General features: G+C 74.7%; 13 protein-coding genes. 8 read left to right on the top strand and 5 right to left on the bottom strand.

Features of this window, described 5'->3' with window-relative positions; genetic code table 11:
• Positions 1–263: 263 nt before the first annotated feature.
• From WMF31_RS04340 to WMF31_RS04330, 3 genes are read right to left on the bottom strand one after another with little or no spacing between them, the layout of a single operon-like run.
• Positions 264–1,625 (bottom strand): hypothetical protein, encoded by a 1,362-nt coding sequence (locus tag WMF31_RS04340; protein ID WP_436600719.1) that lies wholly within the window; start codon positions 1,623–1,625, stop codon positions 264–266.
• Positions 1,622–3,052 carry a hypothetical protein gene (locus WMF31_RS04335; protein ID WP_436600718.1) on the bottom strand — a complete coding sequence of 477 codons (1,431 nt, stop codon included), beginning with the start codon at positions 3,050–3,052 and terminating at the stop codon, positions 1,622–1,624. The genes WMF31_RS04340 and WMF31_RS04335 overlap by 4 nt, the downstream gene beginning before the upstream one ends.
• Before the next feature lie 10 nt (positions 3,053–3,062).
• Positions 3,063–5,522, bottom strand: a complete 2,460-nt coding sequence (locus tag WMF31_RS04330; protein ID WP_436600717.1) for an MMPL family transporter — start codon at positions 5,520–5,522, stop codon at positions 3,063–3,065.
• Between the two features lie 149 nt (positions 5,523–5,671).
• Between WMF31_RS04330 and WMF31_RS04325 the strand changes: the two genes are divergently transcribed.
• Complete coding sequence (locus WMF31_RS04325; protein ID WP_436600716.1) at positions 5,672–6,283, top strand: peptide deformylase; 612 nt, start codon at positions 5,672–5,674, stop codon at positions 6,281–6,283.
• Between the two features lie 54 nt (positions 6,284–6,337).
• Here WMF31_RS04325 and WMF31_RS04320 read toward each other — a convergent pair whose 3' ends face one another.
• Together WMF31_RS04320 and WMF31_RS04315 are read right to left on the bottom strand one after the other, a co-directional pair.
• Positions 6,338–7,807, bottom strand: coding sequence for a UDP-N-acetylmuramoyl-tripeptide--D-alanyl-D-alanine ligase (locus WMF31_RS04320; RefSeq protein WP_436600715.1), 1,470 nt, complete (start codon positions 7,805–7,807; stop codon positions 6,338–6,340).
• A 73-nt stretch (positions 7,808–7,880) separates the two neighbouring features.
• Entirely contained in the window at positions 7,881–9,173 is a 1,293-nt protein-coding gene (locus WMF31_RS04315) for a hypothetical protein (RefSeq protein WP_436600714.1), read from the bottom strand.
• 381 nt (positions 9,174–9,554) lie between these two features.
• Here WMF31_RS04315 and leuS point away from each other — a divergent pair, with 381 nt between their 5' ends.
• From leuS to WMF31_RS04280, 7 genes are all read left to right on the top strand, one after another.
• Positions 9,555–12,119 carry a leucine--tRNA ligase gene (gene leuS / locus WMF31_RS04310; RefSeq protein WP_436600713.1) on the top strand — a complete coding sequence of 855 codons (2,565 nt, stop codon included), beginning with the start codon at positions 9,555–9,557 and terminating at the stop codon, positions 12,117–12,119.
• A gap of 129 nt (positions 12,120–12,248) precedes the next feature.
• Complete coding sequence (locus tag WMF31_RS04305) at positions 12,249–13,418, top strand: trypsin-like serine protease (protein WP_436600712.1); 1,170 nt, start codon at positions 12,249–12,251, stop codon at positions 13,416–13,418.
• Between the two features lie 62 nt (positions 13,419–13,480).
• On the top strand, positions 13,481–14,095 hold the full coding sequence (locus WMF31_RS04300) for a penicillin-binding protein activator LpoB (protein ID WP_436600711.1): 615 nt from the start codon (positions 13,481–13,483) through the stop codon (positions 14,093–14,095).
• Positions 14,095–15,471, top strand: coding sequence for a hypothetical protein (locus WMF31_RS04295; protein WP_436600710.1), 1,377 nt, complete (start codon positions 14,095–14,097; stop codon positions 15,469–15,471). The genes WMF31_RS04300 and WMF31_RS04295 overlap by 1 nt, the downstream gene beginning before the upstream one ends.
• Before the next feature lie 86 nt (positions 15,472–15,557).
• On the top strand, positions 15,558–16,085 hold the full coding sequence (locus WMF31_RS04290; RefSeq protein ID WP_436600709.1) for a peptidylprolyl isomerase: 528 nt from the start codon (positions 15,558–15,560) through the stop codon (positions 16,083–16,085).
• Positions 16,086–16,146: 61 nt separating this feature from the next.
• The gene (locus WMF31_RS04285) at positions 16,147–18,810 is read left to right on the top strand and encodes an MGH1-like glycoside hydrolase domain-containing protein (protein WP_436600708.1); all 2,664 of its coding nucleotides are present in this window, start codon (positions 16,147–16,149) and stop codon (positions 18,808–18,810) included.
• A gap of 63 nt (positions 18,811–18,873) precedes the next feature.
• Complete coding sequence (locus WMF31_RS04280; protein WP_436600707.1) at positions 18,874–19,698, top strand: hypothetical protein; 825 nt, start codon at positions 18,874–18,876, stop codon at positions 19,696–19,698.
• The last annotated feature ends 316 nt before the right edge of the window (positions 19,699–20,014 follow it).

Genomic DNA, 20,014 nt, shown 5'->3' with positions numbered 1-20,014 from the left:
TGGAGCCGTGGGGGATCGAGGGAGGGCGGCGCTGGGGAGGAGCCCCCGATGCGCCACACGTTGCGTCGTCCAGTCCGCGATCAATCCGCGATCCCCGAGAAGAGAAGCGTCGTGTCGAGTGCCAGTGACGTTCGTGACCAGCCGATAGTAACCGAATGGCCCCCCCGCGCAAGCGCTCGCAGAGCGCTCCGACCATCGCGCAGCCCGCTCGCGCGTCCCGAACAGCAGCGGCGTGGTCGCGTCCGGTTACACGTCGGACGGTGTCAGTGCCTGGCGGGACGACGGAACGTGGCGCCGAGATCCCAGCCCTCGCCGTGGATTGCGCGCGCGAGCGCGACGTTTGGCATCACGGCGCCCGCGATCCGCACCTCGGCGACCACCCCGACGCGGAGCGTCGCGGTGAGCGAGCGCGGCGCCGCGTTCGGCCCGAGCCGCGGTGGGTGGCGGGCAAGGTCGAGCGCGCGGGCCCGGTTGTCCGCCGTCGCGAGCGCGAGCAGCGCGCTCAGCGGCCCCGGGCCGAGCGGACGCACCAGCTCGATCGCGAGCGTCGCCTTGCCGCGGGCGCGGCGGCGCCCGAGCTCGGCGCGCGGGACGGGGGCGGGCGTGACCTCGTGCCCAGGGCGCGAGAGGATCGGCGCGATCGCCTCGGCGACCTCGACGAGGTGCGCGGCCGTCTCATCGACGAGCAGCTCCGCCGGAGGACCGCCCCACGCGGGATCGCCGTGCCCCCTCGGCAGAGCGGCCAGGCCGAGGTGCGCGAGACGCTCGGGCGGCAACGCGTCGACGAGCCGCTGCGCGACCCCGGGCTGACCGAAGAGCCCGGCCTCGGGGCCCGTGACGAGCACAATCCAGCCCGCGACGCCCAGGTCGAAGCGGACGGCGCCGCGCCGGCTCGTGTGCAGCCCGGCGCCGAGCCAGCCGAGATCGTCGCGCTCGGCCTCGAACGCGCGGAGCGAGGTCGTCAGATCGCCGGAGCGGACCACCTCGATGACGTCGAGGAAGGCCGGGCCGCGCGCGGCGACGTCGTTGCGCGTCAGCGTGAGCTGCCGCGGGCCGACGTCGGCCCTGAAGGCGCCGGTGCCGTCCGGCGCCGCAGGGTCGAAGCCGCGCGGCAGGAGCGCGACCATGGGCGACGCGAGCGCGCGCGCCACGCGGGCGGGGTCCGCGCGCGGGAACACGGCGGCGAGCGGATCCTTCGGGTGCCGCCGGGGCCTCGGGACCTCGGCGAGCACCGCGGCGGCGCCGCGCGCGCGGGCGCGCTCGACGGAGCTCACGATGTCGCGGCCGTCGAGCCTGGCCATGCGGGCGGTGCGCAGCCCCTCGCGCAGGCGCACGACCGCAGCGTCCCCCTCGCGGGACGGGAGCGCGGCCGCCAGCGTCGGATAGGGGTTCCCGGCCGCGTCGGCCCCGTAGAGGCTGTCGGCGATCGCCGACGCGAACAGGGCCGCGGCCGGATCGCCGAGATCGTGCGGGTCGAGCGAGCTCGTCGGCCACGGGAGATGCATCGAGAGGCGGCCGCCGAGCGGGGTGCGCCCCATCGCGTGGGCAGGCGCGGGGAGAGCCGCGGCGCCGAGCAGGGCGCCGGCGCCGCCGAGGAACGCCCGGCGCGGGAGCGAGCGGCTCACCGCACCACCCAGATCTCGTCGGCCGTCGCCACGGCGAACGGGGCGCGCCCTGCCCCGTCGGGCGGACACACCGCGAGGGCGCGCACGCCCGCCGGCGCCGGCAGGCGCAGGACCTCCTCGGGCGCCGCGCGATCCGGGGCGCCCTGGCGGCGCCGCCACGACCAGACCACGACGGCGTCCTCGAGCGGGTTCAGCACGTCGAGGCTGGCGAGCAGCTCGGGCTCCCCGTCCTGATCGAGATCGCCCAGGGCGAGCTGCGCCCCGGCGTTGCCCACGACCCTGCGGCGGCCCGCGCTGTCGCGGAGCTCGACCTCGCCGCGCTCGCGCGTGGCCCAGACGGTGAACGGCTCGCCCCGCGGCGACAGCAGCCGCGCCGACGCGAGCGCGTCGTAGCGGCCGCGCAGCGCCGGCGTCGCCGGCCGGGGATCCGCGGGGGCGCACGGCCCGAGCGGGCCGGTGAGGAGCGGCCCCCAGGCCGTGGTGCACGCGGAGCCCCCGCCGTCCGGGACCGCGAGCCCGGGGAGCTCGGCGACGGGCTGGAGCGCGCCGTCGAAGCGGACGCTGCGCGCCCGATCGGTCAGCCCCACGTCGGCGAACGGGGGCAGGAGCTCGCCGCCCTGCTCGCGCTCGACGAGCGTGGCGAACGCGATCGGCTCGCGCAGCGGCGACGGGTGCACGCCGACGATGTCCGGCCAGGCGCGCGACTGGAGCGGCGCGACGCGGCCGCCGCGGAGGCGCAGCGTCGTCACGCGCCGGCGGCTCACGCTGAGGAGCTCGAGCGAGCCGTCGGCGTCCAGATCGCCGCACGCGAGCGCGACCACGTCGCCCTCGAAGTTCCTGGCGCGGTCGACCTTCGCGGCGACGAGCGGGATCGGCGCGAGGAAGCTGCGGATCTCCGCGTCGAGGGGCGCCTCGGCGTAAGCGTGGGCGATCGGCCCCGGCTCCGGATCGCGGAGGCGCGCCCAGACGGTGCCGGGCACCGGGTACACGTCGGCGGTGACGCGCAGCCGCCCCGCCGCGATCTCGACGGCGAGGTGGACGAGCGCCCCCTCGCTGCGCGCGGCCTCGCGCGCGAGCGGCAGCGCGAGCGGGTCCCGCTGCGGCCGCGCGCCCGCGCCGAGCTTGCCCGCGAGGTGGGCGGCCAGCGCGGCGGTGAGCTGGGCGCCGCGCGGCGCCGGCGCGTCGGAGACGAGCGGGGCGGCGGCCACGAGCGCGCGGCCGGTCGCGCCGTCGAGGGAGCGCGCGAGCTCGTCCACGACGCGGGCGATGGCCGGGCGCAGCGGACGCGGGGCGGGCGGCGCCGGCGCGCGCGGCGCAGCGGCGGGCGGGCGCGGCGGCGTGGCGGCAGGCGGCCGCGATGGCTGCGCGACGGCAGGGCGCGCGAGCGCGAGGAGGGCGAGGAGGAGGAGGAGGCGCCGGGGCAGCAACGCCGAGATGTTACGCGCGGCGGCGGGGTCGAGGCCAGAGCCGCAGCCCTGCCGGCACGACGAGGAGCGCGACGGCGAGGCCGACCGCGCTGCCGAGCGCCCCGACCCGGCCGAGATCGCGGAGGCCGTCGAAGTCGCAGAACGCGAGCGCGGCGAAGCCGGCGGCCGTGGTCAGCGCCGTGGCGGCGATCGGCGGCCCCTCGCGGCGCAGCGTCTCGCGGATCACCGCGTCGCCGCCGCCCTCCGCCTCGATGTCGCGGGCGCGGTGGAGCAGGAACATCCCCTCGTCCACGGTGATCCCGAGCAGGACCGGGATGACGAGCGCGTCGTACGCGTGCAAGGGGATGTCGAACACCCGGATCAGCAGGAGGACGAGCGAGATCTCCGAGGCCACCACGAGCGCGGCCAGCGCGATGTCGCGCGCGCTCCGCAGGGAGGCCGCGAGCGCGAGCAGGACGAGCAGCCCCGCGGCGAGCCCGATCCGCGGCATGTCGTGCGCGAGCGTCTCGCGGAGCGACCCCTCGAGCCGGCTGTAGCCGGTGAGCATGGCCCGCGGATCCTCCTCGCGGATCGCGCGCTCGATCCGCTCGACCGAGCCGGCCTCGCGGGGTCGCACGTACACCGCGACGAGCGCCTCGCCCGCGTCCGCGCCGAGGTAGCGCGAGAGCAGGATGGCCGCGGGGCCGCGCTCCAGGTCGGAGAGCGCCACCTCTTGCCGCGGCGGCGCGCGCATGCCGTCGAGCACCGCCCTGAAGCGCTCGGGGGCGAAGCCCGTGTCGCGGAGCGCCCGCTCGAGCTCGTCGGCCCTCCCGGGCAGGTCGAGCGCGTCGCGCGCGGCGAACCGCTCGGCCTGGGTCGAGGGGGCGGGCGCGAGCGCGGTGAGCGCGTCGACCGCCTCCACGTCGGCCTTCATCGAGGCGAGCCGCTCCGCGATCCGGTCGGCCCGCGCCCGGGCGCGCTCCTGGTCGCCGTCCGCGAGCAGGACCACCCACTGGCCGCGCCGCCCGCCGAACGCGTCGAAGATCGCCTGCTGCACCTGGAGAGGCTCGAGCGCGGCGGGCCTGATGGCGACGACGGACTCGGCGAGCGGCGGCGCGGCGCCGAGGGCGACGGCCGCGATGGGCGCCGCCGCCAGCGCCGCGACCGCGAGCGCGCGGCCTCGGGTCCGGGTGAGCCGGTAGAGGCCCCCGGGCCAGCGCGCCGGCGCCTCGGGGGGCGGCGCGCCCCGCTCGAGCCAGGCGCCGAGGGTCGGCGTCACGAGGAGGATCGCGATCGCCGTGAGCACCTCGCCCGCGGCGCACAGGAGGCCGAGCTGCCGGAGCGCGTTGATGTCCGACAGCGCGAGGGCCCCGAACGCCGCGGCCGCGGTGAGCGCGGCGACGAGCACCGCGCGGGAGGTCCTCGCCCTCGCGGCGCGCGCCGCCGCCTCCGGATCGAGGCCGTCTCGCCGCGCCTCGAGCAGGGCGGCGTAGACGTGGACGCCGGTGTCGACGCCGACGCCGACGACGACCGACATGAACGCGACCGCGATCGCGCTGAGCCCGCCCGGGAGCGTCGTGGCGAGCCCCGCGGTCCACACGGTCCCGAGCAGGAGCGGCGGCATCACCGCGGCGAGCGCGCGCAGGCGGCGGAAGAGCAGCGCGAAGACGGCGGAGGCCAGCAGCATCGAGAGCGACCCCGAGACGGCGAGGTCGCGCGTGAGCATCTCCTCGGTGGCCGCGGCGATGGCGTGCCCGCCGGTGAGCCCGAGCGTGATCTCCGGGTGCGCCGCGCGGATCGGGTCGAGCACGGCGTTCGCGTCGGCGACGAAGGCGCGCGCGTCGGCGCCGCGGAGCGCCTGCCCCGCCGGCTGCACCAGGACGAGGTGCACCTTGCCGTCGTCCGTGGCGAAGGCGCCGTCCGCCTGGGTGCGCACCCCGGAGCCGATGTCCGCGGACTCGAAGACGAGCTGCGCGAGCCGCAGCGGATCCGCGGCGATCGCCTCGGCGGCGGCGCCGCCGCCCGGCGCGAGCAGCATGGCGCGCGTCTCGGCGAGCCGCTCCCGCATCCCCTCGGGCGAGAGCGCCGCGCTGAGCCGCTCGCGCACGCGCGCGTCCGCGTGCCGGAACGCGAGCCACGGATCGAGCGCGCGCGAGGCGTCGATCCGGTCCGCGGCGCGCTGCACGGTCGGGCGCGCCGCGAGGGCGCGCGCGATCTCGGCGGCCACGGCGGCGTTCTCGTCGGGGTCGTCCCCCTTGACCATGACGACGCCGAGGTCGCCGCCGCCGAACCCGCGCACATACCGGCGCAGCGCCGCGGCGTCCCCGCGCTCGGGGAGCAGCGAGGCGACGTTCGGCTCGAGCGTGAGCCGCAGCGTCACCGCGGCGAAGGCCGCGAGCGTCAGCGCCGCGAGGACGAGCGCGACGAGGAGGCGGAGCGGCCGGCGCGGGGAGCCTGCGCGGGCCGGCGAGGGCGAGGAGGGCGCTGCCATGGCGGGGCCGGGCCGAGCCCGGCGCCGCTCCTCTACCCTCGCGCCCGCCTCGCCGCGAGGGCATCGACGCGGGCCGCGCGCCCGAGGTAGCCGCGCTCGCCGGGGCGGCTGCGCTTGCGCTCGCGAGGGCGCCGGTCCATCCCGCCCGCATGGAGCTCCCCCCGATCGTCCTCGCAGGCCGAGCCGTCCTGCGGAAGCCCGCCGCGCCCGTCCCGCCCGAGGAGTTCGGGACGAAGCAGCTCAAGCGCCTCGTCTCCACGATGGTCGCCGTCATGCGCAAGGCGCCCGGCGTGGGCCTCGCGGCGCCGCAGATCGGCGTCAGCCGGCAGGTGATCGTGCTCGAGGACAGCGAGGCGCTGATGTCCCGCCTCACGCCGGCCGAGCGCGCCGAGCGGGGCCGCGTGCCCTTCCCGCTCAAGGTGATCATCAACCCGACCTTGAGGGTCCTCGGCGCGTCGCCCCCGGACGCGCCGGGCGCAGGGCGAGCGACGTTCTTCGAGGGCTGTCTGAGCGTCCCGGGCTACATGGCGCTGGTCGAGCGGGATCTGTCGGTCGAGGTGAGCGGCCTCGACGCGGACGGCGAGGAGGTCCGCTGGGAGGCGACCGGCTGGCCTGCCCGGATCCTCCAGCACGAGGTCGATCACCTGCGCGGCACGCTCTACGTCGATCGCATGCTCACGCGGTCGCTCTGCAGCAACGAGGAGGCGAAGCTGTGGATCGGCCGGCCCGTCGCCGAGGCGCGGGCCGCGCTCGGCGTGTGACCGCGGCGCGGCGCGGGCGATCGAAGGACGCGCGCGACCGACAGGCGGACGCGCTCACGTCGACGGCGGGCGAGCGCCCTCTGCGCCGCGCCTCACGAGCGCATCCACGATCCGCTCCATCCTGAGCCCGCGCGAGCCCTTCACGAGCACCAGATCGCCGCCCTCGACGATCTCCAGCGCCCGGGCCGCGGCGGTGTCCGCGTCGTCGGCGAACCACGCCCGCACGCCGGCCGCCTCGGCGGCGCGCGCGATCCGCGCCGCCTCGCCGCCGACGGCGATCACCGCTGCCGGGCGGGCCGCCCCGACCTGCTCCCCGAGCGCGTCGTGCTCCGCCGCCGCGAGCGCGCCGAGCTCCCGCATCTCGCCGAGCAGCAGGACGAGCCGCCTCCGGAGCGCCCCCGCCATCTCGACGGCCGTCTTGAGCGACGATCGCATCGAGAGCGGGTTGGCGTTGTAGCTGTCGTCGATGACCACGGCGCCGCCCGGCAGCTCGAGGACGGAGAGGCGCCCGTCCCCCGGCGGGGCGAGCCCCGCGACGGCACGGGCCACACGCTCGGCGGGGAGCCGCTCCCCGAGCGCCGCGTCGGTCACGGCGATCGCCGCCGCCACCGCCAGCGCGCCCGCCTCGCCGAGCAGCGGCACGACGAGCTCCAGCGCCTCGCCTCCCCGCTCGATCCGCGCCGAGCTGCCGCGCCCCCCGGCCGGTCGCCGCCCCGCGATCCGGACCTCTGCGCGCTCGCCGAAGCCGTAGGTGATCCGGCGCGCGCGGCCGGCGCGCGCGAGCTGCTCGACCACCATCGCGTCGTCGCCGTTGCCGAGCGCGACGCCCCCGGGCGGCAGCGCGGCGTAGAGATCTCCCTCCTCGGCGGCGACGTCCTCGAGCGTGCCCAGCCCCTCGGTGTGCTCGACGCCGATGGAGGTCAGCACCGCGAGGTCCGGCCCTGCGATCCGCGCGAGGGACGCGACCTCGCCGCGCTGGTTCGTGCCGATCTCGACGACGGCGAAGCGGTGGCGGTCCTCGAGCCCGAGCAGCGTCATCGGCAGCCCGACGGCGTTGTTGAGGTTGCCCGCGGTCGCGTGGACGTCGCCGCGGCCCGCGCCCGCGAGCAGCGCTGCGACGGCGCGCGTCGTCGTCGTCTTGCCGGCGGAGCCGCCGATGGCGACGATCGCCCGCGGCCCGCCCGGGTGGGCGGCGGCGCGCCAGCGGTCGCGGTGCGCCCTGGCCAGCGCCCCGAGCGCCGCGAGCCCGTCCTCGACGAGCACCACGCCCCCCGCGGGCGGCAGGGCGCCCTCCCGCGAGACGACGAACGCCGACGCCCCGCGCTGCGCGGCGGCGTCGAGGAACCGATGGCCGTCGAAGCGCTCGCCGGAGAGCGCGACGAACGCCGCGCCGGGCGCGATCGTGCGGCTGTCGGTCGAGACGCCCCGCACGGCCGGCCCGGTCCTCAGCACGCGCCCGCCGGTCGCGCGCGCCAGCTCGTCGAGGGTGAAGGGGGCGAGGTTCTGCGGGATCGGCGTCGCCATGGCGGGCGATCACCAGCACGGAACGGGGCGCAGGGCCAACGAATCGCCCGGGCCTCGCGCCCTCCGCGCGGGCTCAGCGTCGGTTGATCTCCCGCTCGGCCTCCTCGTAGATGTCGTCGCTCTTCGGCCGCTGGCGGACGGCGGGCCGGGGCGCGGCGGTGGCGCGGGGGGCCGCCGTCACGGTCGCGGGCGGCGCGGGCTCGATCTCGGGCGTCGTCGGGGGCGGCTCGGTGTAGTCGATCGAGATGGGCCCGCGGCCGCGCATGCTTTGCCACACCGAGATGCCGATGAGCGAGAGCAGCGCGACCGCCAGGATCACGCTGAGCACGAGCACGAGCGTCCTGCCGCCCCCCTCTCGCGGCGGCGCCTCGCGTCGCGCCGCCGCGGGGGCGGCCGGCCTGGACGGCTCCCCGCGCTCCGGCGCGAGGGCCGACGGGAGCGCCGGCATCTCGAGGCGCGCCGAGGTGGTGGCCCACGGGCTCTCGGCCGCCGCGCCGTCCCAGCCGCCGGCCGCGGGCGGCGCGCCGGGCGCCGCCACGCCGCTCATGGAGAGAGCGGGCGGGGGTGCGGCGGCGGCCGGCGGCACGGGCGGCGCGCCGGGCGCCGCCACGCCGCTCATGGAGAGAGCAAGCGGGGGTGCGGCGGCGGCCGGCGGCCCGGGCGGCGCCGGCACGGCCGGCGGCACGGCCGGCGCCGGCACGCCGGCGAGCGAAGGGATGGGCGAGCGCGCCGGATCCGGCGGGGTCGTCCCGCCGGCAGCGCCGAACCCAGGGCTCGCGAACCCTTGCGGCGCCACCTGGGGAGGCGGCTGCACCGCGTTCGCGCCCATGCGCTCCGTGGTCGGCGCCGGGAGGAAGGCCATCTGGCTCGAAGGCGCTCGCTCCGACGGCGGCGCCGGCACGAACGGGAGCGCGTTCGAGGAGTAAACGCCGCTGGCCGAGAGCACGTCCTGCTGCGAGACCATCCCGGGAGGAAGGGTCCCTCCGCGCGCCGAGACGACCGCCGGGGGACGCTGCGCGGGCATCGGGGTCCCCGGCGGCGGGCCGTACCCGGAGAAGGCTGCCCCGGAGGGAGCCGGCCCAGGCATCGCCGGCGCAGAGGGCGGCGCGAACGCGGGCACCGGCGGCGCCGGCGCGGCGGGCGCAGGCGGCGCGGGCGCAGCGAGCGCGGGCGAGCCGTGCTGCTGGAGGCGGGGGCACAGCGCGTACTGCGCCGAGAGCGGGAGCAGCGCTCCGGGCGCGGTCAGCGGCGGTACGGGCAGCGGGCGGAACGGGATCCCCGAGCCGTGCGCAGACGAGAGCGGTCGGCCTGACTGCGCCGCGCTATCGCTCTCGTGGGCTCCCCATGGAACGTGTTTGTCGGTCATCCGCGCGCCTCGAAGGTGCCCGCCGACGCGGACCCTCCGCCCCACACTGAAGCGGAGCAGCGCGTTCAATCTACCCCCAAGTCTCGGCACGCGGCCATTCTTCTGAGGCGTCGCCCCGTCCTGCGAGGCTCCGCCACGCCGGCGCCGCACCGCGCGGCGGCGAGCACGCCCCGCCGTGCGGCGTGGCAGAGGAGCCGCGGGGCGCGCGCGGGCGTCGCGAGGGCGCGGGAGCATCGGACGGCAGAGCCCGCGCCGAGGCGCTGTCCACGCTTGCCCGGAACTCTCTGCACGGCGGGCGCAGACCGCGGGCGGGGCGGCGCTCCGGCCGGACGCGGTCTTCTGCCGCCGCGGGGCGGCTGTCGACCGCGGCAGCACAGTGCTATGGCACGTCGCGATATGGCCGCCGAGACGATGGGCCCCCGCACCGCCACCGAAGCTCCCTCCAACGAGCCGCGCGAGCCCGCGCGCTACGACCATGCCGAGGTCGAACCGCGCTGGCAGCGCGCGTGGGAGGAGGGCGAGCTCTTCCGCGCCGTCCGCAGCGCGGGCGCCGCCCGTGAGAAGCGCTACGTGCTCGACATGTTCCCCTACCCCTCGGGCGCGGGGCTGCACGTCGGCCACCCCGAGGGGTACACGGCGACCGACATCATGTCGCGCTACTTCCGCATGCGCGGCATCGACGTGCTGCACGTGATGGGCTGGGACGCCTTCGGCCTGCCGGCCGAGCAGCACGCGATCGAGACCGGCACGCACCCGGCCGACACGACGGCGCGGAACATCGCGACGTTCAAGCGCCAGCTCAAGATGCTGGGCTTCAGCTACGACTGGTCGCGCGAGATCGCCACGACCGATCCGCGCTACGTGCGCTGGACGCAGTGGATCTTCCTCCAGCTGTTCAAGAAGGGCCTCGCGTACCAGGACGAGGTGAGCGTCAACTGGTGCCCGGCGCTCGGCACCGTCCTCGCGAACGAGGAGGTGGTCGACGGCAAGAGCGAGCGCGGCTCGCACCCCGTCTACCGGACGCCGCTCCGGCAGTGGATGCTCCGCATCACCGCCTACGCCGACCGCCTGGCGGACGATCTCCGCCTGGTCGACTGGCCCGAGGGGACGGTCGCGATGCAGCGCGCCTGGATCGGCCGCTCGGAGGGGGCGCTCATCACGTTCGAGGTCAAGGGGTGGGGCCAGGGCGCCGTGAGCGTGTTCACGACGCGGCCCGACACGCTGATGGGCGTCACCTACGTCGTGCTCGCGCCCGAGCACCCGCTCACGAGCTGGATCACGTCCACCGAGGGCAGCACGTCCGAGGCGCGGCGCGAGGCGGTGCGCGCCTATGTCGCCGCGGCGGCGAGCAAGAGCGATCGCGAGCGGCTCACCGCCGCCGCGAAGGAGAAGACCGGCGTCGACACGGGCCTCGTCGCCGTGCACCCGATCACGGGCGCGGAGGTGCCGATCTGGGTCGCCGACTACGTGCTCGGCGGCTACGGCACCGGCGCCGTGATGGCGGTGCCCGGGCACGACGAGCGCGACTTCGCCTTCGCCCGCGCCTACGGGCTGCCCATCGTCGAGGTCGTGAGCCCCGACGGCGCGCTGCACGACGGCCTCGCAGCGGCCTACGTCGATCCCGGCGTCGCGGTCCGCAGCGGCGAGTTCGACGGGCTCAGGACGGAGGAGTGCAAGCGCGCGGTCGTCGACCGCCTCACGGCGCTCGGCCGGGGCAGGCGCGAGGTGAACTACAAGCTGCGCGACTGGGTCTTCTCGCGCCAGCGCTACTGGGGCGAGCCGATCCCCATCTATTTCCCCGTGGAGATGGCCGCTCCCGACGGCGATCCCAGGAAGGGCGACGCGCACACGATCCGCTACGACCAGCCGATCGCGGTGGACGACGCCAGCCTGCCGCTGGAGCTGCCGCCGCTCGCCGACTTCCGCCCCGGCGAGGACCCGGCCGGCCCGCTGGCGCGCGCGGTGGACTGGCGGTTCTTCCAGAAGGACGGCAAGTGGTATGCGCGCGAGACGAACACGATGCCGCAGTGGGCGGGGTCGTGCTGGTACTACCTGCGCTTCCTCGATCCGCAGAACGACGCGGAGCCGTTCTCGGAGGCCGCTTACGACGCGTGGATGCCCGTCGACCTCTACGTCGGCGGCGCGGAGCACGGCGTGCTGCACCTGCTCTACGCGCGCTTCTGGCACAAGGTGCTCTACGACCTCGGCCACGTGAAGCACCCCGAGCCGTTCGTGAAGCTCGTGCATCAGGGGATGATCCTCGGCGAGGACAACGAGAAGATGTCGAAGTCGCGGGGCAACGTCATCAACCCCGACGACATCGTGAGGGCCTACGGCGCCGACGTGCTGCGGCTCTACGAGATGTTCATGGGCCCGCTCGAGGCGGTGAAGCCCTGGCAGTCAGGGCAGATCCAGGGGGTGGTCCGGTTCCGGGATCGCCTCTTCGCGACGTGCACGCGGCCGCTCTCGGAGTCGATGGACGACGCGACGAGCCGGCAGCTCCACAGGACGATCAAGAAGGTGACCGGCGACATCGAGGCGATGGCGTTCAACACGGCGATCTCCGCGATGATGGTCTTCTTGAACCACCTGAGCTCGCTGCCCTCGCCGCCGCGCGAGGCGGTCCACCGGCTGATCCTCCTCGTGTCGCCGTTCGCGCCGCACCTCGCCGAGGAGCTGTGGCGGCTCACGGGACACGAGCGCTCGCTGAGCTACGAGCCGTGGCCCACGTACGACGAGGCGCTCTGCGTCGACGATGTCCTGGAGATCCCCGTGCAGGTGAACGGCAAGGTCCGCGGCCGCGTGACGCTGGCGAAGGCGGCCTCGGAGGACGAGGCCCGCGCCGCCGCGCTGGCCCTGGAGAGCGTGGCCGCCCTCTCCGCGGGCAAGCAGGTGAAGAAGTTCATCTACGTGGCGGGGAAAATCGTGAACATCGTGGTCGGCTAACGCCACGGGCGCTGCCGTGCGAGAACGCGCGCCAGCGGCGCGAGGACGTCGCGAACGGAAGCTCCTCGGAGGCGATTTTCTTCCTTCTTCGAGGAGCGTGGTGATGCACAGCGCGGGCTGGCAGGTGCCGTGCAACGGCGTGTGGCCGTGTGTCGGAACAACACCGCGTGGAGCCCCCTCGCCGGATGTCTCATCGCAGCCGCCACGCTGGCCGGGTGCGCCGGATATGCCGAGGAGCCCGGCCCGCGCCGAGAGGACACCGACGCGGCCGCGCTGGAGATCAAGGGAGGATATCCCGACGAGCCCGGCCCGCGCCGAGAGGACACCGACGCGGCCGCGCTGGAGATCAAGGGAGGATATCCCGACGAGGAAGATCGCGCGGTCGCCGGCCTGCTCATCACGGATCGGAGGGGGCGGGTCGCGCGGACCTGCTCGAGCGCGCTGATCGCGCCGAACCTGGTCCTCACGGCGCAGCACTGCATCGCGGACGCCCCGAAGCTCATCGCCTGCAAGACGGCGACGTTCGGCGAGCCGGTCGACGCCTCGCAGGTCTTCGCGACGCTCGGCAGCGCCCTGTGGGCGGCGGACGCGCCCTGGCTCTCGGCGCGCGCGGTGCTCAGCCCGCCCGACGGCAACGCGGTGTGCGGGCGCGATCTCGCGCTGGTCGTGCTGTCCTCGCCGCTCCGCGCGAGCGAGGTGACGCCCCTCGCGCCTCGCCTCGGCCGGCCGCCCGAGGTGAGCGAGGTCTACTCGGCGGTGGGCTTCGGCGACACGGAGGGCAGGGCGCGCGACGGCGGCGCCCGCAGGCGCCGCGACGGGCTCCGCATCGAGTGCGTGGGATACGGATGCGGCCGGCAGGAGCGCATCACGGGGAGCGAGTGGCGCGGGGAGAGCGGCATCTGCAGCGGCGACTCCGGCGGACCGGCGCTCGACCTGGCCGGGAGGATCATCGGCGTGACGTCGCGCGGGCCGGCCGGCTGCGCCGATCCCATCTACGGAGGGCTGATCGCCCACCGCGACTGGCTCGTCACCGAGGCGAGGCGCGCCGCCGAGGCTGGCGATTACGATGTCCCGTGGTGGGCCACCGCGTCCGACTGGGCGGAGCGGCTGCCGGCCCACAGGCCCGTCGACGAGCGCTGGCTCTCGTGCGCGCACGGCCCCGCGGTCGCCTCCGCCCCCGGCGACGGCGGAGCGGCGTCCGCGCTCGCGCTGCTCGCGCTGCTCGCGCGGAAGCGGAGCCGGGACTCCGCATCACCGCAGCGCGCGAAGGGCGCGGCGCGGAGCACGATTTCCGCCTGATCCCCGCTGCGACGCAGCCCCTCCCTGCTAGGATGCGGCCATCCTGACCTTGCGGAGTGTCCATGGCCAGTTCGTCCAGCATCCGTCCGGCCGCGTTGCTCGCGGCGCTCGCGCTCACCTCGATGTCCCTCGGCTGCGGCCCCACCTACGTGCGCGGCAGCCAGGTCGAGGGGCTCGATGACGCGGCGATGAGCACGGGAATCGACAAGCACGACATCGAGCAGCTCCTCCACGAGAACCTGAAATCACTGATGGCCTCTCCCGTCGCCAAGGAGTGGGCGCAGGAGGGCTCCCGGCCCACGCTCGCCATCTATCCCCTGGCGAACCAGACGAGCGAGCACATCGACAGCCAGCTGCAGGCGCTCCTGTCCGATATCGAGACGTACATGGTCAACACGGGCCTCGTCACCGTGGTGAGCGTCGAGCGCCAGCAGCAGATGATCGCGGAGATCGAGAAGCAGCACGGCGGCGGGTTCGACCCGAGCCACATCGCCGAGTACAACCGCCAGCTCGGCGCGAAGTACTACATCACCGGCAAGGTCTTCACCTCCGACGAGCGCACCGCGGACGAGCGCCGCGTCCAGTACTTCATGTTCATGCAGCTGATCGAGGTCGCCACGAGCGCGGTGGTCTGGCAGAACCGAGCGGCCTTCACCAAGGCGCTCATCCAGGAGTGATGCGCTCTCGGCGCGCGGGCTCGGGGAGACGAGGGCGCGCGGTCCTGGCGCCCCTCGCGCTGCTCCTCGGCCTCGCCCAGGCGGCCTGCGGCGGCCACGAGGATCGGGTGCGCACCGCGCTCCACGCGCTCGATCGCGGGGCGCCCGCCGAGGCGATCGCCGCGCTGAACGAGCAGATGGAGGTCGAGACCGCGGCCGATCTCCCGGCGCTCCGGGGAGACAACGCGCTCCTCCTGCTCGATCGCGGCAACGTCCTCCTCAGCATGGATCGCTACAGGCTGTCCGCGCGCGATTTCGGGGCGGCGGACAAGTCGATCGACCTGCTCGACATGTCCCGCGGGGCCGCCGACGAGCTCGGGAAATACCTCTTCTCGGACGACGTGGGTCCGTACAAGGCCCCTGCGTACGAGAAGCTCTTGATCAACACGATCAACATGATGAACTACCTGGCCCAGCGCGACCTCGGCGGGGCCAGGGTCGAGGCCCGCCGCCTCGCGATCATGCAGAAGTACCTGCGCGATCACGAGGAGGAGACGGCGCTCATCGGCCTCGGGAGCTACCTCGCCGGCTTCGCGTTCGAGAAGAGCGGGCAGCCCGACGAGGCGCTCCTCTACTACGACGACGCGCTCCGCCACGGGCCGTATCCCTCGCTCCGCCTCCCGCTGCGCGCGCTCACCCGCGGGGAGCCGAGGTCGCCGCGCGTCGCCGCGCTGATCGAGGGCGTCGAACCGCCGCCGCCGCTCGGCGAGGCCGGAGAGGCGGAGATCGTCGTCGTCGTCGGCTTCGGGCGCGTGCCGCAGAAGGTGCCGCAGCGCCTGCCCATCGGGCTCGCGCTCTCCCTCGTGGCCGACGACATCAGCCCCACGGATCGCGCGCGCGCGAACGCGCTCGCCGCGAAGGGGCTGGTCACGTGGATCAACTACCCGACCCTCGGCCGGAGCAGGGGCCGCTACGCGATCCCGACCTTGAGGCTCGACGGGCGCGCGCAGCCCATGGAGCAGGCCCTCGACGTCGAGGCGCAGGTGCGCTCGGCGTGGAAGAAGAGCGAGGGCACCGTCATCCTGTCGGCGATCACGAGGACCATCGCGCGCGTCGCGGCGGGCGAGGCCGTGCAAGGCGCCACCGAGGCCGCCGCCGAGGACAGCGGGCCGCTCGGGCTGCTCGCCGGCTTGCTCACGACCGCGACGCTGAGCGCCCTCGACACGCCGGACACGCGCGGCTGGTCCACGCTCCCGGCGCGCGTCGCCATCGCGCGCGCCCGGGTGCCAGCGGGGGCGCACGAGCTCGTCGTGAGCGCCCGGGGCGAGACGCGGCGCGTCCGGGTGAGCGTGGCCGCCGGCGGGTGGGCCTTCGTGCCGGTCATGGTGCTCCGCTGAGCCGCCCAGGAGCCCCACCACCACGCGCTCTGCGGGCGGACGGGAAGGGTTGCGGGCGCTGTCCTCCCGCGGCAGTCTCCGCGCCGATGCGAAGCCATGAAGTCCGCGCCGTGCTGGGGCACGCGCTCTGGGCGAGCTCTCTCCTCGCGCTCCTCGGCGCGACCGCCTGCGGGACGCTGGCGACGTCGCCGTCCTGGGTCGGCGGCGGGCTCGCGGTCTCCGCGCCGGTCCGGGCGGCGGAGGAGGACGCGGCGCTCGCGCGGGAGCGAGAGCTCATCGCGAGCCAGCCGAAGGAGATCGGCGCGAAGCATCTCCTCGTCATGCACGACGGCTCGAAGAGCAAGCCCGAGGGCGTCCGTCGCACGCGCGAGGAGGCGCGCGCGCGCGCCCAGGAGGCGCTCCTCAAGGTCCGCGGCGGCGCGGGCTTCGAGCAGGTCGTCGCGGAGTACAGCGACGAGCCGGGGGCGGCGGAGCGCGGCGGGGATCTCGGCGTCTTCGAGCGCGGCGTGATGGTCAAGAGCTTCTCCGACGTCGCCTTCGCCTTGAAGGTCGGCGAGGTGAGCGAGGTCGTCGAGACGCCGTTCGGTTTCCACATCATCAAGCGCACCGAGTGACCCGGGGCGGCCCGCCGGCCGCAGGCTCGACGCGTCCGCGGGAGTCGCCTAGCGTGCCGGCATGACGAGCCCTGCCCGCAGCGCGAAGACCGCCGAGCACCACCGCCTCGAGGAGGAGCGCGAGCGCCTCCTCCGCTGGAAGCACTGGGGCCCGTATCTATCGGAGCGGGCCTGGGGGACGGTGCGCGAGGACTACAGCGCGAACGGGGATGCGTGGGGGCATTTCCCGCACGACCACGCCCGGAGCCGCGCCTATCGCTGGAACGAGGACGGGCTCGGCGGCCTCTGCGATCGGCATCAGATCCTGTGTCTCGCCGTCGCGGTCTGGAACGAGCGGGACGAGATCCTGAAGGAGCGAGCGTTCGGCCTGACCGGGCCGGAGGGCAACCACGGCGAGGACGTCAAGGAGGTCTACTATTACGAGGACGCCACGCCGACCTCCAGCTACCTCCGCTACCTCTACCGGTATCCGCAGCGGAAGTTCCCCTACGACGAGCTCGTCGCCGCCGCGCGCGAGCGCGGCCTCTCCGAGGGAGAGATCGATCTGCCCGACGTCGGCGCGTTCGAGGGGGATCGTTACTTCGACGTGGTCGTCGAGTACGCGAAGCGGAGCCCGAACGACATCCTGATGGCCATCACGGTGGTGAACCGCGGCCCCGAGGCGGCGCCGATCCACGTGCTACCGCACCTCTGGTTCCGCAACACCTGGTCGTGGAGCGAGCCGCCCGGCCCGATCCCGGAGATCCGGGCCATGCAGGCCGAGCCCGGCCACGCATCGCTGCGCGCGGCGCACCCCGAGCACGGCGTGCATCACCTGTACGTCGAGGGCAATCCGGAGCTCCTGTTCACCAACAACGAGACGAACCACGAGCGGCTCCATGGCACCCCGTCGCGGACGCCGTACGTCAAGGACGCGTTCCATCACCGGGTGGTTCACGGCGACAGGGCGCGCGTGAACCCCGGGCTGAGCGGCACCAAGGCCGCGAGCTGGCACCGCTTCGAGGTGCCGCCCGGCGAGAGCAGGCGGATCCTGCTCCGGCTGGTCCCCGAGGCGGTCCAGCGGCCATTCGACCGCGCGGACGAGCTCCTCTCGACCCGGCGCAGGGAAGCGGACGAGTACTACCTCGCGGTCCAGGGCCCTGGCCTCTCCGAGGACCGTCGCGCGATCCATCGGCAGGCCGCCGCGGGGCTGTTCTGGACGATGCAGTTCTACCATTACGACGTCGACACCTGGCTCCGCGGCGATGCCCTGACGCCGCCGCCGGAGCGGCTCCGGGGCCGCAATCATCACTGGCGGCACGTCTCGGTCGCCGACGTGATCTCGATGCCCGACAAGTGGGAGTATCCGTGGTTCGCGGCCTGGGATCTCGCGTTCCACGCGCTCGCGCTGGCCTCGCTCGACGTCGACCTCGCGAAGGCCCAGCTGAAGCTGATGGTCAAGGAGTGGTACCAGCACCCGAACGGGCAGCTCCCGGCCTACGAGTGGGAGTTCTCGGACCTGAACCCCCCGGTGCACGCGTGGGCGACCTACCAGCTCTACAAGATCGAGCGGAAGCAGCGGGGCGCGGGCGACCGGGTGTTCCTGGAGCGGGTGTTCCACAAGCTCCTCATCAACTTCGCCTACTGGGTCAACAAGCTCGACGCCGAGGGGAACAACGTCTTCGAGGGCGGGTTCCTCGGCCTCGACAACATCTCGCTGTTCGATCGCAGCGAGCGGCTCCCGCCCGGGATGCGCCTTGAGCAGGCGGACGCCACCGCGTGGATGGCGATGTACTGCCTCGATCTCATGCGCATCGCGCTGGAGCTCGCGCTCGAGAACTCCGCGTACGAGGACCTGGCCAGCAAGTTCTTCGAGCACTTCTTGCGGATCGCGCACGCGCTCCACCACGCGACCGACGGTCGCCTCCCGCCCTGGTCCGAGGAGGACGGCTTCTACTTCGACATCCTCATCGCCGGCGGGGAGCCCCGACACCTCAAGATCCGCTCGGCGGTGGGGCTCATCCCGCTCTGCGCGGTGCACGTCATCACGCCGGAGGTCTACGGCAAGCTCGCGAATTTCCGGCGCCGGACCGAGTGGTTCCTCGGCAAGAACCCCGCGCTGGCGGAGGCGATCACGGTGCGTCCGGACGGCCGGCAGGTGCTCTCCGCGGTGACGCCTGGGCGCCTCGAGCGGGTGCTCGCGCACCTGTTCGACGAGGACAAGTTCCTCTCGCCGTTCGGGCCTCGCTCGCTGTCCAAGGAGCACGCGTCCGTCCCCGTCTCGCTCGGGCTCGATCGCCTCGACGCGCAGTACCGGGTCGGCTACGAGCCGGGCGAGTCGGTCACGCGCATGAAGGGGGGCAACTCCAACTGGCGGGGACCGGTCTGGTTGCCGCTCGGGTATCTGCTCTACCGCTCGCTGCTGCGGCTCGATCACGGCTTCGGCGACGTGCTCACGATCCCGCCGCTCGGCGATCACGGCCCGCGCACGCTCCGCGAGGGCGCGCACGAGATCGCGCGCCGCATGGTCTCGATCTTCGAGCGCGATCGGGAGGGGCGCCGTCCGGTGTACGGCGAGCATGTCCTCTTTCAGCGCCATCCCGAGTTCCGAGATCGCCTGTTCTTCTTCGAGTACTTCCACGGGGATACCGGCGCGGGGCTGGGCGCCTCGCACCAGACGGGCTGGACTGCGCTGGTGGGCGACCTGATCCTCCGCATGGCGCGGCAGAGCCGCTCCCGTTCGTAGTGCTCCCTACCGGATACGCGGTGCGGTGCCTCTGGTGCGGCGATCCGTGCTAGGAGGGCGCCTGTGTCGCTGGAGCTCGGCGTCTCGCTCCTCTCGCTGGCCGTCATCCTGGGCGGCTTCGCGGCGGTATTCCGTCACCGGAGCGCGAGCGCGATGTCCGCGATACGGACGTTCGCCGTCGTCGCGGCCGGCTCCATCGCGCTGCTCCACCTCTTGCCGGAGGCCATCGACGAGGTCGGCTGGCTCGCGCTGATCGCGGCGGCGGCCGGCTTCCTTGCGCCGGCGATGCTGGAGCGCATCGTGCTCGGCGAGGAAGGTGCCCACCGCGCGCCGACGACGGCGCTCGCGATGGGGTACGCGGCGGTGCTCGCGCATCAGTTCGGGGAGGGCGCGGCGATCGCGTCCCTCGCGCGGGTCGGGCTGCTCTCGGTGCCTGTGGTGCTCGCGCTTGCGGCGCACACGGTGCCGCTCGCCATGGTGGTGGCCATCCAGGTCCTCGAGGTGCGGCCGGGGGCGGGCGTCAAGCGCGCCACGAGCGTAGCGCTCGCGGGCATCGCGTTGGCCACGGTGGTGGGCGCCTTCGCGACGCGGATCGTCGACGTGGAGCGGTTCGAGGCGATCGAGCCGTGGGTGCTTGCCACGGTGGCGGGTCTCCTCATGCACGCGCTTTCGCACGAGGTGCTCGCGAGCACCCCTGCGACCGCTGTGGTCCGGGCGGGCGAGGCCCTGGGCGGCCTGCTCGGCCTGGCGCTCGCGGTGGTGGGGATCCACGAGGAGGGCTGGGTCCAGCAGATCCCGAGCTGGCTGCGGATCACCGCCTTGGTCGTCCTGGCGGGGCTCATCGTCCTTCGCAGCTACGGCCCTCGCCGCGCCCCCCCTCCGCGTTGAGCGGCTGGGCGCGGCAGTTTCCGCCCCGCGTCGAGCAGCCATCCCTGGCTGGACGGACGGAGGTCGTGGGTTGCGCGGGAGGTCTCGCCAGGCTGCCCGGCCCGGGGAGAGGGTGTTCTCCGCGTGGGGTGGGGCCCCGCCGAACTCGCCTGAGCCCTCACTCCTCCGGCGATGCCGGAGGAGTGAGGGCTATTGGGCTCAGACACGGCCCGTCCCCACCCCACGCGGAGAACACCCTCTCCCTGGGCCAACCTGAACAACCCCGCCCCCCTCGCCAGGGGCCAGGCAGTTCGGACTCCCGGCGCCCCCTCGCCGC

It is taken from the genome of Sorangium sp. So ce1036 (assembly GCF_051369805.1).
GTDB lineage: Bacteria > Myxococcota_A > Polyangia > Polyangiales > Polyangiaceae > Sorangium > Sorangium cellulosum_F.
Note: the sequence above shows the minus strand (reverse complement) of the source record. Positions and strands in the feature narration are given on the sequence as shown.